The following is a 13,404-nucleotide window of genomic DNA, read 5'->3' as shown; positions in this document are numbered from 1 at the left end:
TTAGACGGTCACGCCGTTGGAGCGCAGGAAGGCGACCGGGTCGACGGCCGAACCGTAGTTCGGGGTCGTGCGGATCTCGAAGTGCAGGTGCGGCCCGCTCGAGTTACCGGTGTTGCCGGACTTGGCGATGGACTGGCCGGTCTGCACGATCTGGCCGATCTTCACGTTGATCTGGGACAGGTGCGCGTACTGGGAGTACGTGCCGTTGCCGTGCTTGATGACGATCGCGTTGCCGTAGGCGGGGCCGTCACCGGCGCCGTTGCCGCCGGCCTTGACGACGGTGCCGCCGTGCGCGGCGACGACGTTGGTGCCGATCGGCACCGCGAAGTCCTGGCCGCTGTGCTTGTGCGCCCACATGCCGCCGTTCTGGGCGAAGCTGGCGCTGAGCGTGTAGTTCTTCACCGGGTCCACCCAGGAGGCGGCCTTCTTCTTGGTGGCCGTCTGCTTGGCGGTGACAGCCTTCGCCGCCTTGGCCTGCGCCGCGGCCTGGGCCTCGACGGCGCTCGCGACGGTGGAGGTGGTGGAAGCCGCCGTGGTACCCGTGGCGGCCGCGACCCCGGCTCCCAGTGCGACCGAGGCTCCGATGCCTGCGGCCATCACCGCGGCGCGAGTGCGGATGGTCGTACGGGAAGAACGGGACGTGACACGCGAGAACATTCGAACCTCATGGGGACGGGAACAGAGGGATGCCCCTCCGGCGTGACGCCGAGGCGCTCACCGGGCGGGCTCCACCTTGGTAACCCGAAGACCCCGAACCGCACAAAGGTGTGACCTACGACGATATTTAGTACATACCTGCGCAACTTCATGACCCCTGACAGAGCTCCCATTCTGGACAAAACCAGCTCAGAGCCCCGGAAATCGGCCGACACCGGGGTCCGATGTGTCCGCTTTCGTAGTTCTTGCGGCTTCCACTATTCCTTCTAGTAGGGGCCGGATCCCCTGTGCGGCACGTCACCGGCGGCCCCGGCCGAAGGGCCGGTGAATGTGACGGGGGCTACTCCCCTCGCGGCCGGTCCGACCCCCGCACAGGGCGGTTCACCTGCGCCCGAACCGTGGCCCACGCCACAGCGAACGGGCGTGCTCCACCCGACTACCGACCGGTAACCCGGCCGTCGCCTCCCCGCCACCTGTTCCGGTGAGCATGCACGCGACAACCTGATGCCGTCAGGCATCCGCGCAGGCATGAGAGGACCCCATCCCCCATGACCGGACAGACCGGACAGGCCGAGCAGACCGACCGGACGGGACAGGCCCGGCGTACCTGGAAGCGTGCCGCCGGCACGGCCGCCGTCACCGCGGCGGCGCTCACCGCGACGATCACGCCGGCCGTCGCCGCCCCGGCCGGGACGCCGCACGCCACGGTGGCGACGTCCGCTGCGGCGGACGTCGACCGCGAGACCTGGCAGAAGGACTGCCGGGCCGTGATGGACCAGGCGCTGCCGTACCTGAAGGAGCGGATCGCCGACGCCCGGCCCGGCGAGAAGCAGGTGATCGTCCTCGACATCGACAACACCGCCCTGGAGACCGACTTCGGCTTCAGCTACCCCCAGCCCGCCAACCGGCCGGTCCTGGAGATCGCCGAGTACGCCCAGGAGCACGGCGTCGCCCTGTTCTTCGTGACCGCCCGCCCGGGCGTCATCAAGGCGCCCACCGAGTGGAACCTCGCCCACGCCGGCTACGAGTCCTCCGGCCTGTACGTGCGCGGCTTCCTCGACCTGTTCCGGGACGTCGCCGAGTACAAGACCGCTCAGCGCGCCGGCATCGAGGCGAAGGGCTACACGATCATCGCCAACATCGGCAACAGCCCCACCGACCTGTCGGGCGGCCACGCCGAGAAGACCTTCAAGCTGCCGGACTACGACGGCCAACTGTCCTGACGCTCGATAGGCTCCCCCCGTCGATCGACCACGGGGGTGGCGCATGGAACCGGCGGTACTCGGCGGGAAGTTGGCGTCCAGCCTGGTCGCCCCGCTGGTGAAGAAGCTGTTCGTGACGGGCGGACCGGGCGCCGGGCTGGTCGACCGGCCGGTCCGGCTGACGCAGCTGGTGTCGTTCAGGGGCGAGCAGCGCCACCTCGGCGAGGCGGAGGTGCGCAAGCTCGCCGGGCGGCTGGTCGGGGCGTCCCTGGACTCCCCCGGCGAGCCGCCCTTCCCGCCCGATGAGGCGGACGCCGTCACCGCCGCCCTGACGTCCCGTCTGCTCGCCCTCGGGGAGCTGGACATGGACGACGTCCAGGCGGTCCGGCTGGGCCACCAGGAGCTGGCCAAGCAGTTGCGGGTCCGGGCGCCCTCGGCCACCGGGGGCCTGTCCGCCGACGCCTGCCACCTCCTCGACTCGGTGACGGAGTGGGCCTGCCTGCACATCCTGGAGTTCTTCACCCGGCGCTCCACCTTCGTCGCCCGGACCCTGGTGACCCAGACCCGCGGCCAGGCCGAACTCATCGCGAAGGTCGACGAACTGATCACGCGCACACCCCGGCCGGACGCCCGGGACACGGCGTTCGAACGCCGGTACCTGCCCTATGTGGCCGAGCGGCACAACCACCTCACCATCTACGGCATCGACCTGCGCGACTCCCCCGACCGCTGGCCCCTCGAAGTCGTCTATCTGACGCTGGAGGCGACCACGGGCGAGGAACGCGCCGCGCTCCCGGGGGAGTACGCCGAACCGGAGCGCACCGTCCGCCTCCCCGCCGAGGACGCCCTCCTCACCCACGACCGCGTGCTGCTGCGCGGCGACGCGGGCTCCGGCAAGACGACCCTCGTGCAGTGGCTGGCGGTGACCGCGGCCCGGGACGGCGACCGGGTCCCGTACGTCCTCCCGCTGCGCACGCTGATCCGCACGGGGGCCGTTCCCTCCCCCGCCGCCTTCCTCAGCGCTGTCGGCTGCCCGCTGACGCCACCCGACGGCTGGGCCGAACGCGTCCTCACGGCCGGCCGGGGCCTGCTCCTCGTCGACGGCCTGGACGAGATCCCCGCCGCCGAGCGGCACCGCACCCGCGACTGGCTGCTCGCCCTGGTCCGCGCCTTCCCCGGCAACCGCTGGCTGCTCACCTCCCGACCCACCGCCGTACGCCCCGACTGGCTGGCCACCGAGGGCTTCCGGGAACTGGCCCTGACCCCCATGGGCCAGGCCGACGTCACCACCTTCGTGCGGCGCTGGCACACGGCGGCGCAGGCCCCTGAGTACGAGGCGAAGCTGCTGGACGCCCTGCGCACCAAGCGCGACCTGGCCCGCCTCGCCACCAACCCGCTGCTGTGCGGCCTGATCTGCGCCCTGCACCGCGAGCGTCGCGGCTATCTCCCCACGGGCCGCAAGGAGTTGTACGACGCCGCACTCACGATGCTGCTCGCGCGCCGGGACCGCGAGCGGGGGATGGGCGCGGTGGACGACGGGGTGGAGCTGGGCGAGGAGGCCCAACTGGAGCTGCTCCAGCGGCTGGCGTACGCGCTGGTGCTGAGCGGGCGTACGGAGATGGACGTGGCCACGGCCGAAGGGATCGTGGAGCGCTCGCTGCCGTCGGTCGCCTCGGCGGCGGGACAGGGCGACGCGGCGACGGTCCTGCGGGCGCTGGTCCTGCGCAGCGGGCTGCTGCGGCAGCCCGCCGAGGGAGTGCTGCACTTCGTCCACCGCACCTTCCAGGACTACCTGGGTGCCCGGTACGCGGTCGAGGAGGGCCATCTCGACGTCATCGCGGGCCGCGCGGACGACACGCAGTGGGAGGACGTGATCCGCATGGCGGTGGCCCACGCCCGGCCCGGGGAGCGGGCGGTCCTGCTGCGGCGGCTGCTGGCGGAGGACACCACCCGGCTGACCCTGCTCGCCCTGGCCTGCCTGGAGCACGCGACCGCCCTGGACCCGGCGGTACGGACGGAGGTGGAGGCGCGGGCGGCGGCGCTGATCCCACCGCGGTCGAAGGAGGACGCGAAGGCGTTGGCGGCGGCCGGGCCGCTGGTGCTGGAGCTGCTGCCGGGGCCGGAGGGGCTGACGGACGCGGAGGCCCACGGCGTCACCGTCGCGGCCTCACTGCTGGCCGAACGCGAACCGGGCGGTGCCCTGGCCGTACTGCGCCGGTTCCGGGAGCACGCGGCTCTCGATGTGCGGCGGCAGCTCGTGGGGACGTGGGACCGGTTCGAAGCGCGGGAGTACGCGACGGAGGTGCTGGACCACCTGGACCGTACGGAGCTGACGCTGACGTGCGGCACGGAGGCCCAGCGCAGGACCGTCGCCGGTATGCGGTCGTGGAGCCGACTGGAGTTCCGGGGTGATCACCGGCTCGGCGACAGCACCGCCGCCGTGACGGAGCCCGACGTCGTCGAGGTACTGCGGCTCCTCCACAACAGCGCGCCGGTCGACCTGGGGGCGCTGTGGACGTTCCGCGCCCTGCGGCGCCTGGTGCTGATCGACTGCCCGTCGGCACGCGGATTCGAGCAGCTCGCGGGGCTCCCGCTCCGGGAGCTCGTGACCGCGCGGGTCGGCGATGTCACCGGCCTCCGCGAGCTGAACTCACTCCGGCTGCTGTCGTTGACGCAGAGCCTGCCCGGTACCCGGGTGGCGCGGGTGCTCCCGGCGTCCGCGCCTCTGGAGTACCTCTTCCTGGGCCGTGGCACCACGGAGCACGGCGGCCTGCGCGGGCTGTCCCACTGGAGCACCCTGAAGGTGCTCAGCCTGGCGCTCACCGCGCCGCTCGAAGCGGAGGACTGGACGGAGATCGGTCGACTGCCCGAGCTCACCGGCCTGTATCTGAGCGCGTCGCTCTTCCCTCACCGTCTCGGCCCGATGCCTGTGCTGCCCGGCGTCATCGAGCTGCGCCTCGCCGCCTTCGAGGGGGACGAGGACGTCTCGGCCCTCCGCGGCCGCCTGCCCGGTGTCCGCAGACTCGTCGTGGAGACGGCTCCCGGCGCCCGCTTCGACACCACCCCCTTCGCCGCCCTCTTCCCCGGCGCCGATGTGGTCCTGAACGAACGCTGACGCGGCAAGAGGAAAGGGGCTGCTCCGGGACCGAAGTCCCGGAGCAGCCCCTTTCCGGGCTCGCCCCGGAGGGTTACGCCTCCTTGCTCAGGTTCGGCCCGGCACCGCCGGCCGCCTGCTCGATCGGCGGGACGTCGGGGAGCGCCGACTTCTCCTCACCCCGGAAGGTGAAGGTCTTGGCGTCGCCCTCGCCCTCGGTGTCCACGACCACGATGTGACCGGGACGCAGCTCGCCGAAGAGGATCTTCTCCGACAGCGTGTCCTCGATCTCGCGCTGGATGGTGCGACGCAGCGGACGCGCGCCCAGCACCGGGTCGTAGCCCTTCTTGGACAGCAGCTCCTTGGCGGACTGGGAGAGCTCGATGCCCATGTCCCGGTCCTTGAGCCGCTCGTCGACCTTGTTGATCATCAGGTCGACGATCCGCAGGATGTCCTCCTGGCTGAGCTGCGGGAAGACGACCACATCGTCGACGCGGTTGAGGAACTCGGGCCGGAAGTGCTGCTTGAGCTCGTCCTGGACCTTGTTCTTCATGCGCTCGTAGTTGGTCTTCGTGTCGCCCGCGGCGGCGAAGCCGAGGTTGAAGCCCTTGGAGATGTCCCGGGTGCCGAGGTTGGTCGTCATGATGATGACCGTGTTCTTGAAGTCCACGACCCGGCCCTGGGAGTCGGTCAGGCGACCGTCCTCCAGGATCTGCAGCAGCGAGTTGAAGATGTCCGGGTGGGCCTTCTCGACCTCGTCGAAGAGGACGACCGAGAACGGCTTGCGGCGCACCTTCTCCGTCAGCTGGCCGCCTTCCTCGTAGCCCACGTAACCGGGGGGCGAACCGAAGAGGCGGGAGACCGTGTGCTTCTCGCTGAACTCCGACATGTCGAGGGAGATCAGCGCGTCCTCGTCACCGAAGAGGAACTCCGCGAGCGCCTTGGACAGCTCGGTCTTACCGACACCGGACGGACCGGCGAAGATGAACGAGCCACCCGGACGCTTCGGGTCCTTCAGACCGGCACGGGTACGGCGGATCGCCTTGGACAGCGCCTTGACGGCGTCGACCTGGCCGATGACCCGCTTGTGGAGCTCGTCCTCCATGCGCAGCAGGCGGGACGACTCCTCCTCCGTGAGCTTGAAGACCGGGATGCCGGTCGCCGTGGCGAGGACCTCGGCGATCAGCTCGCCGTCGACCTCGGCGACGACGTCCATGTCGCCGGCCTTCCACTCCTTCTCCCGCTTGGCCTTGGCGGCCAGGAGCTGCTTCTCCTTGTCGCGGAGGGAGGCGGCCTTCTCGAAGTCCTGCGAGTCGATCGCGGACTCCTTGTCGCGGCGGACGCCGGCGATCTTCTCGTCGAACTCGCGCAGGTCCGGCGGCGCGGTCATCCGGCGGATACGCATCCGGGAACCGGCCTCGTCGATCAGGTCGATCGCCTTGTCCGGCAGGAAGCGGTCCGAGATGTAGCGGTCGGCGAGCGTGGCCGCCTGGACGAGCGCCTCGTCCGTGATGGAGACACGGTGGTGCGCCTCGTAGCGGTCCCGCAGACCCTTGAGGATCTCGATCGTGTGCGGCAGCGACGGCTCCGCGACCTGGATCGGCTGGAAGCGGCGCTCGAGGGCCGCGTCCTTCTCCAGGTGCTTGCGGTACTCGTCCAGCGTGGTCGCACCGATGGTCTGCAGCTCACCACGGGCCAGCATCGGCTTGAGGATGCTCGCGGCGTCGATGGCGCCCTCGGCGGCACCCGCACCGACCAGCGTGTGCAGCTCGTCGATGAACAGGATGATGTCGCCGCGGGTGCGGATCTCCTTGAGCACCTTCTTCAGGCGCTCCTCGAAGTCACCGCGGTAGCGGGAGCCGGCGACCAGCGCGCCGAGGTCCAGGGTGTAGAGGTGCTTGTCCTTGAGGGTCTCGGGCACCTCGCCCTTGACGATGGCCTGCGCGAGGCCCTCGACGACGGCGGTCTTGCCGACACCGGGCTCACCGATCAGGACCGGGTTGTTCTTGGTGCGGCGGGACAGCACCTGCATGACCCGCTCGATCTCCTTCTCGCGCCCGATGACCGGGTCGAGCTTGGACTCACGAGCGGCCTGGGTGAGGTTCCGGCCGAACTGGTCGAGGACCAGGGACGTCGAGGGGGTGCCCTCGGCAGGGCCGCCGGCGGTGGCGGTCTCCTTGCCCTGGTAACCGGAGAGCAGCTGGATGACCTGCTGCCGCACCCGGTTGAGATCTGCGCCCAGCTTGACCAGGACCTGGGCGGCGACGCCCTCGCCCTCACGGATCAGGCCGAGCAGGATGTGCTCCGTGCCGATGTAGTTGTGGCCCAGCTGAAGCGCCTCGCGGAGCGAGAGCTCCAGGACCTTCTTGGCACGGGGGGTGAAGGGGATGTGACCCGACGGGGCCTGCTGGCCCTGCCCGATGATCTCCTCCACCTGCTGACGGACCGCCTCGAGCGAAATCCCGAGGCTCTCAAGGGCCTTGGCGGCGACACCCTCACCCTCGTGGATCAGGCCCAGGAGGATGTGCTCGGTGCCGATGTAGTTGTGGTTGAGCATCCGGGCTTCTTCCTGAGCCAGGACGACAACCCGCCGCGCGCGGTCGGTGAACCTCTCGAACATCGTTAATCGCTCCTCAGAGCGGTCAGGCAGTAAGGGGAACTTCCCCTCCCTGTCCTTCCGCAGCTTAGTCCCGCAAGCGGGGACCGCTCATTCCAACTGCCGACACCGTCGATGGCCTCCTGACCCCTGACGCCGACATCTGCCACAACCCGATGGTGCGAGACGATGTTCCCGCAGGCCAGGCACTTACCCCACTCACCAGTACGCCGATGGCGAACGTGAGACGGCCCATTTTGCGTATCGCCCCCTCCCACTAGGGATGTCTTACCCGCAGGGACTGACACTCCATGCCGCGCGCACCGGTTCCCTCCGCTACGGGCGAACAACCTTGCGCCACCCCACACCCCTGCACGCCCCCTTTTTCGGCACTCTGTGCATTCACACCAACACACAGCGTAACTCCGGTGTTCCTCGGGCTGTTGCACTTGGCATGATCGGCACCTCGCCCTCGGCGTCCCCCGCGGTTCCCGCCGTGCCGCTCCCCCGTCGGCCGCTCACGGCGGGCGGCGCGGGGGGACAGGAGCGGATGCGGTGGTGGTACGAGAGCGTGCTCGGCTGGCCGACCGCACCCGGAGCTCCGGTACGGCTGCGCGTGGGCGACCGCTTCGACGTCCTGGACGTCCCGGCCGAGGCCGGCCACGCGGCCCTGCGGCGGCTCGGGCGCCCCGGCCCGGCTTGCGAGGGACCCCGCTTCCCGGTGGCCGTACGGGGCGAGCGGATGCTGCTGCTCGTGGCGGCGGGCGGCGCGGACGAGCTGCCCGGGCTGCTGGAGTGGCTGGAGTGGGGTTCGCTGGAGCTCGACCTGACGGCGGTCGGCGCGGGCGGCCTCATGCGAGCGCCCCTGGTACCCGGCACCGACCCCGCCGGCCTGCCGCCGCGGACCCCGGGCCGCGACGGCTCGCAGGGGGCCGCCGTATGGCTGCGGCCCCCGGAGCCGGGGTGCGAGGCAGAGGCCTCGCTGCCGACGCTGTCGGCCCTGGGGGGAACTGGCACCGCCCTCGATCTCGCAGGGCTGGTCCGCGCACTGGCGACGCAGTGCCACCGGGTCCGGCTCTCCCGGGCGACGCGCTGAGGGGCGCTCGGGACGGACTGTGCGGCGCGGGCCGGGTGATCAGCCGTTGGCCTTCTCGTACGCCTCTCGAATGATGGCGGGAACACGGCCGCGGTCGTTGACCTCGTAGCCGTTCTCCTTCGCCCAGGCACGGATCGCCGCGGTGTCCTGGCTGCCGCCGGAGGAGGCGCGCACCTTGCCGCGTCCGCCCGAAGCACGGCCCCCGGTACGACGACCGCCCTTCACGTAAGGCTCGAGAAGGCCACGGAGCTTGTCCGCATTGGCGGTGGTGAGATCAATCTCGTACGTCTTGCCGTCCAGCGCGAACGTCACGGTCTCGTCCGCCTCGCCGCCGTCGAGGTCATCGACAAGAAGGACCTGAACCTTCTGTGCCACCGGATTTCCTTTCATCGATAACTTGAGGGCCGGAGGTCCGCCGGCGTCCGCCGTATCGCCGTCCCCTTGTTATATGCAGTACTGCAGTACGCCGGAAAGCAAACCGCTTTTGCCGGAAAAACACAAACCCCCGGCAGAGGCCGGTAGCCGCCCTCGGACCGGAAAGATACGCGTTTCGGACATAGGGAACCCATGTGGGGTCCAGTCGGTGGTCCCCGGTGCCCGACGGTCGAATAAACCTGGCGAAGGGTTGCGGATGTCCGCCGGGGCCGGCGATCACAGATGCAGAAGCATCCGGCTGTTGCCCAAGGTGTTCGGTTTCACTCGTTCGAGACCCAGGAACTCCGCTACGCCCTCGTCATAGGAACGCAGCAGCTCCGCGTAGACGTCGGTGTCGACGGGCGTCTCCCCGATCTCCACGAAGCCGTGCTTGCCGAAGAAGTCCACTTCGAAGGTCAGACAGAAAACCCGGCGAACACCGAGCCAGCGCGCCGTGTCCAGCAACTTCTCCAGCAGCCGGTGTCCGACGCCGACGCCCTTCAGGCCGGGCTTCACGGCGAGAGTGCGTACTTCCGCGAGGTCTTCCCACATCACGTGCAGGGCGCCGCAGCCGACCACCTCGGCGTTGTCGTCCCGTTCCGCGACCCAGAACTCCTGGATGCTCTCGTAAAGCGTCACCATCGCTTTGTCGAGCAGGATGCGGTCACGGACGTACGTGTCGAGGAGCCGGCGTACGTCCGGGACATCGCTGGTGCGGGCCCGTCGGACGGTGATGGCTTTTGACATGTGGGGACGCTATCGCTCGCCCACGTCCGGTACCGAGCCGGGGTTGGGCGCGGGGGTTTCCGGTCCCCGCATGATGCGGATGGCGTCTCCCAGCGCCTGGCGCTGTTCCTCGCTCATCATGCCGAAGAAGGCGATGAGGGCCGCGGTGGGGTTGTCGCTCTGGGACCAGGCGTCGTTCATCAGCGCGGCGGCGTAGGCGGCGCGGGTGGAGACCGCCTCATATCGATAGGCACGGCCTTCGGACTCGCGGCGCACCCAGCCCTTCTGATGGAGATTGTCCAAAACGGTCATCACCGTGGTGTAGGCGATCGAGCGTTCCTGTTGGAGATCTTCCAGGACTTCTCGAACGGTCACCGGGCGGTTCCACTTCCACACCCTCGTCATGACCGCGTCTTCGAGTTCTCCCAATGGGCGAGGCACTCTCCGAACGATAGTGGGAGATCCCGGCGATCGCGTGCCGGACGTGCGCTTTTGGTGGCAAACGGGCACAAAAGGGGCGTACGACTCCTTGCGATGGGCGCGTGGAGTCGTACGCGGGTGCCGGCGGCGGGGGGGCTCGGTCAGGCCTCGGGGTGTGCGGACGGCCGGTGGGCGGCCTCCGCTCGCGCGAGGGCGGCGTCGACGGCCGCGTCCTCCTTGGCCTTGTTGGCGCCGCCCTGGGTCTTCACGATCACCCTGATCACGCCGATGAAGAACACGGCCATCACGGCCGGGGGCAGGAGCGCGGAGACGTAGTCCATGGATCCAGGGTAGCCAGGCCGGGTCAGCCGGCCGCGAGGTGGTGCCGGGAGCCGGGGACGGGCGGGGCCGGGTTGCGGCGGGGGATGACCTCGCCCGGGGTGGGGACGGGGCGCTTGGGGGCGGCCGGGGCGGGGTGGGGGGCCGGTTTCTGGGCGGGCTTCTGGGGGGGCTTCTTGTCGGCCTGCTGCCCGCCGGGGAGGGCGAGGAGGTGGGTGCGGGCGGCGGGGAGCACGACCCTGGCCGTCGCGGACCGCGTGGGGGGCGTGGGCCCGCAGCGGGCCAGCAGGGCGGCCGCGGCGGGGTTGCCGCGCAGGGCTCCGAGGGCGGCGAGGTCGTCCGCGTCCGGGCGGTGTCCGGCGCCCAGCGCCTCGTCCAGGAGCGCGAGGTAGCCGGTGGCGGTGCCGGGGAGGGCGGCGCGGTACCGGGCGAGGTCGGCCACCAGGAAGGCGCGCAGCCGGGCGCTCTCCCGCATCGCCTCGTCGAGCGACTCCGCGAGGTGGAGGCAGTCCTGGGCCTCCTCGGCCGAGACGGGGCTGGGGTTCAGGGCGAGGGCGAGGGCGCGCCGGAGCACACGCAGCTCCTGAGCGCCGAACGCCATGCCGCCGCGGGGTCCGTAGGGCGTGGGCATGCGGCGACGATACGCGCTTAATCAGACAAACTCGGCATAACGGGTGGGTGTGGCGTGGGGTGCCACCCGGATGCGGGTGCCTGCGGCGGCCTGTGACGGGTTGGGTGGGGTGCGGGGTGCACGTGGGGTGGGGTGGTGGGGGGGGGGGGGGGGGGGGGGGGCCCCCCCCCCCCGCCCCGCCCCCTTCCCGCCGTACCCGGCTCTCCCGCCGTGGCTGCCTAGCTGCGGACAGCCGGTTCCGCGTAGCTGCGGGCAGTCGTGCCTCCCCCAGTGCCTGAACGGCCTGGGAGGTGCCCCCAGAGCGGCACGGGTGGGCGGTGGGGGTCCCCCCGCTCATGGGGGTCCCCCCGCTCGAGCGAAGCCGAGAGTGGGGGAGGCACCCCGCAGCGCCGGGCCGCGGCACCCGCCCCCGCCCCACACCCACGCCGGGCGCCAGGCCTCCTACATGCGGGACACGTTTCGCTCGTACACCAGGCGCAGCCCCATCAGCGTCAGCCACGGCTCGTGTTCGTCGATGACCGACGACTCGCCCAGGACCATCGGCGCGAGCCCGCCCGTGGCGATGACCGTGACGTCGTCCGGATCGTCGGCCAGTTCGCGGGACATGCGGTTGACGACCCCGTCGACCTGGCCGGCGAAGCCGTACACGATGCCGGACTGCATCGCCTCCACCGTGTTCTTGCCGATCACGCTGCGCGGCCGGGCCACCTCGATCTTGCGGAGCTGGGCGCCCTTGACGCCGAGCGCCTCGACCGAGATCTCGATGCCGGGGGCGATGACCCCGCCGACGTACTCCCCGCGCGCGCTGACCGCGTCGAACGTCGTCGCCGTGCCGAAGTCCACGACGATCGCCGGACCGCCGTAGAGCTCGACGGCGGCGACCGCGTTGATGATGCGGTCGGCGCCGACCTCCTTGGGGTGGTCGGTGAGGATGGGGACGCCGGTCTTGACGCCCGGTTCGACCAGGACCGCGGGGACGTCGCCGTAGTAGCGGCGGGTGACCTCGCGGAGTTCGTGCAGGACCGAGGGGACCGTCGCGCAGATGGCGATGCCGTCGATGCCGTCGCCCAGCTCGTCGCCGAGGAGCGGGTGCATGCCCATCAGTCCCTGGAGGAGGACCGCGAGCTCGTCGGCCGTGCGGCGCGCGTCCGTGGAGATGCGCCAGTGCTCGACGATGTCCTCGCCGTCGAACAGGCCCAGGACGGTGTGTGTGTTGCCTACGTCGATCGTCAGCAGCATGGGGTCTACTCCGCCGCTCGCAGGTCCAGGCCGATGTCCAGGATGGGGGAGCTGTGGGTGAGGGCGCCCACGGCCAGGTAGTCGACGCCCGTGGCCGCGTACGCCTTGGCGTTGTCGAGGGTGAGCCGGCCGGACGCCTCCAGGGCGGCTCGGCCGGCGACCAGGGCGACCGCCTCCTCGCACTCGCCCGGCGTGAAGTTGTCCAACAGGATCAGGTCCGCACCCGCGTCCACGACCTCGCGGAGCTGGTGCAGGGTGTCGACCTCGACCTCGATGGGGACGTCGGGGAAGCGCTCGCGGACGGCCTGGAAGGCCGCTGCCACGCCACCGGCGGCCACCACGTGGTTGTCCTTGACCAGGGCCGCGTCCGACAGGGACATGCGGTGGTTGACGCCGCCGCCGCAGCGGACCGCGAACTTCTCCAGGCCGCGCAGGCCGGGAGTGGTCTTGCGGGTGTCGCGGACCCGGGCCTTCGTGCCGTCCAGGACGTCCGCCCACGCGCGCGTGGCCGTCGCGATGCCCGACATGCGGCACAGGAGGTTCAGGGCGCTGCGTTCCGCGGTCAGGATGTCGCGGGTGCGGGTGGTGACGGAGAGGAGCTTCTGGCCGGCTTCCACGCGGTCGCCGTCCTCGACGTGGCGTTCCACCTCGAACTCGTCCGTGCAGACGACCGACATCACCGCCTCGGCGACCCTGAGGCCCGCCACCACGCCCGCCTCCCGCGCGGTGAAGTCGGCGGTGGCCACGGCGTCCTCGGGGATGGTCGCGACCGTCGTGACGTCCACGCCGCCCGCCAGGTCCTCCTGGATGGCCACGTTCGCGATGTCCTCGACCTCCACCGGGTCGAGTCCGGAGTCGAGCAGGAGGGCCGCGAGCGCGGGGTCGAGGCCGCACTCCATGTAGGTCTCTTCGTCGTTTTCCGCGCCGCAGGCGCAGCCGTCGCCGCAGCCTCCGGCGGAGGCGAGGGGAAGGTCGGGGGTGTTCACTGCT

The 13,404-nt window shown here is 70.7% G+C and carries 12 protein-coding genes; 3 read left to right on the top strand and 9 right to left on the bottom strand.

All coding sequences use genetic code 11. The features are described 5' to 3' along the window. Positions 1 to 657, bottom strand: a complete 657-nt coding sequence (locus RM812_RS31655; protein ID WP_311580268.1) for a M23 family metallopeptidase — start codon at positions 655 to 657, stop codon at positions 1 to 3. Between the two features lie 548 nt (positions 658 to 1,205). Between RM812_RS31655 and RM812_RS31650 the strand changes: the two genes are divergently transcribed. Together RM812_RS31650 and RM812_RS31645 are read left to right on the top strand one after the other, a co-directional pair. After that, a complete protein-coding gene (locus RM812_RS31650; RefSeq protein ID WP_311580265.1) occupies positions 1,206 to 1,880 on the top strand; it encodes an HAD family acid phosphatase in 675 nt (224 codons plus the stop codon). Between the two features lie 43 nt (positions 1,881 to 1,923). Continuing rightward, complete coding sequence (locus RM812_RS31645) at positions 1,924 to 4,974, top strand: NACHT domain-containing protein (protein ID WP_311580262.1); 3,051 nt, start codon at positions 1,924 to 1,926, stop codon at positions 4,972 to 4,974. A 73-nt stretch (positions 4,975 to 5,047) separates the two neighbouring features. Here the strand turns inward: RM812_RS31645 and RM812_RS31640 are convergent, their stop codons facing one another. Continuing rightward, positions 5,048 to 7,573, bottom strand: coding sequence for an ATP-dependent Clp protease ATP-binding subunit (locus tag RM812_RS31640; protein WP_311580259.1), 2,526 nt, complete (start codon positions 7,571 to 7,573; stop codon positions 5,048 to 5,050). 430 nt (positions 7,574 to 8,003) lie between these two features. On the opposite strand from RM812_RS31640, the gene RM812_RS31635 reads away from it, so the two are divergent. Continuing rightward, a complete protein-coding gene (locus RM812_RS31635; RefSeq protein ID WP_311580256.1) occupies positions 8,004 to 8,645 on the top strand; it encodes an SCO3374 family protein in 642 nt (213 codons plus the stop codon). A 39-nt stretch (positions 8,646 to 8,684) separates the two neighbouring features. On the opposite strand, the gene RM812_RS31630 is transcribed toward RM812_RS31635, so the two are convergent. From RM812_RS31630 to nadC, 7 genes are all read right to left on the bottom strand, one after another. Next, positions 8,685 to 9,020: a histone-like nucleoid-structuring protein Lsr2 gene (locus RM812_RS31630; RefSeq protein WP_311580252.1), complete on the bottom strand. Its 336-nt coding sequence runs from the start codon at positions 9,018 to 9,020 to the stop codon at positions 8,685 to 8,687. A 276-nt stretch (positions 9,021 to 9,296) separates the two neighbouring features. Then, complete coding sequence (locus RM812_RS31625; protein WP_311580248.1) at positions 9,297 to 9,806, bottom strand: amino-acid N-acetyltransferase; 510 nt, start codon at positions 9,804 to 9,806, stop codon at positions 9,297 to 9,299. 9 nt (positions 9,807 to 9,815) lie between these two features. Continuing rightward, positions 9,816 to 10,214, bottom strand: coding sequence for a BlaI/MecI/CopY family transcriptional regulator (locus RM812_RS31620; RefSeq protein WP_394816542.1), 399 nt, complete (start codon positions 10,212 to 10,214; stop codon positions 9,816 to 9,818). Between the two features lie 152 nt (positions 10,215 to 10,366). Continuing rightward, on the bottom strand, positions 10,367 to 10,546 hold the full coding sequence (locus tag RM812_RS31615; RefSeq protein WP_311580242.1) for a hypothetical protein: 180 nt from the start codon (positions 10,544 to 10,546) through the stop codon (positions 10,367 to 10,369). A 23-nt stretch (positions 10,547 to 10,569) separates the two neighbouring features. After that, positions 10,570 to 11,175 (bottom strand): hypothetical protein, encoded by a 606-nt coding sequence (locus RM812_RS31610; protein WP_311580239.1) that lies wholly within the window; start codon positions 11,173 to 11,175, stop codon positions 10,570 to 10,572. Positions 11,176 to 11,616: 441 nt separating this feature from the next. Next, the gene (locus tag RM812_RS31605) at positions 11,617 to 12,414 is read right to left on the bottom strand and encodes a type III pantothenate kinase (RefSeq protein WP_217144674.1); all 798 of its coding nucleotides are present in this window, start codon (positions 12,412 to 12,414) and stop codon (positions 11,617 to 11,619) included. 5 nt (positions 12,415 to 12,419) lie between these two features. Then, complete coding sequence (gene nadC, locus RM812_RS31600) at positions 12,420 to 13,400, bottom strand: carboxylating nicotinate-nucleotide diphosphorylase (RefSeq protein WP_311580348.1); 981 nt, start codon at positions 13,398 to 13,400, stop codon at positions 12,420 to 12,422. Positions 13,401 to 13,404 lie beyond the last annotated feature (4 nt).

It is taken from the genome of Streptomyces lancefieldiae (assembly GCF_031845825.1).
Classification (GTDB): domain Bacteria; phylum Actinomycetota; class Actinomycetes; order Streptomycetales; family Streptomycetaceae; genus Streptomyces; species Streptomyces lancefieldiae.
Note: the sequence above shows the minus strand (reverse complement) of the source record. Positions and strands in the feature narration are given on the sequence as shown.

Excerpts from the sequence above, each read along its gene's own strand:
- RM812_RS31655 (WP_311580268.1), bottom strand. The coding sequence starts at position 657 with ATGTTCTCGCGTGTCACGTCCCGTTCTTCCCGTACGACCATCCGCACT.
- RM812_RS31650 (WP_311580265.1), top strand. The coding sequence starts at position 1,206 with ATGACCGGACAGACCGGACAGGCCGAGCAGACCGACCGGACGGGACAG.
- RM812_RS31645 (WP_311580262.1), top strand. The coding sequence starts at position 1,924 with ATGGAACCGGCGGTACTCGGCGGGAAGTTGGCGTCCAGCCTGGTCGCC.
- RM812_RS31640 (WP_311580259.1), bottom strand. The coding sequence starts at position 7,573 with ATGTTCGAGAGGTTCACCGACCGCGCGCGGCGGGTTGTCGTCCTGGCT.
- RM812_RS31635 (WP_311580256.1), top strand. The coding sequence starts at position 8,004 with ATGATCGGCACCTCGCCCTCGGCGTCCCCCGCGGTTCCCGCCGTGCCG.
- RM812_RS31625 (WP_311580248.1), bottom strand. The coding sequence starts at position 9,806 with ATGTCAAAAGCCATCACCGTCCGACGGGCCCGCACCAGCGATGTCCCG.
- RM812_RS31615 (WP_311580242.1), bottom strand. The coding sequence starts at position 10,546 with ATGGACTACGTCTCCGCGCTCCTGCCCCCGGCCGTGATGGCCGTGTTC.
- RM812_RS31610 (WP_311580239.1), bottom strand. The coding sequence starts at position 11,175 with ATGCCCACGCCCTACGGACCCCGCGGCGGCATGGCGTTCGGCGCTCAG.
- RM812_RS31605 (WP_217144674.1), bottom strand. The coding sequence starts at position 12,414 with ATGCTGCTGACGATCGACGTAGGCAACACACACACCGTCCTGGGCCTG.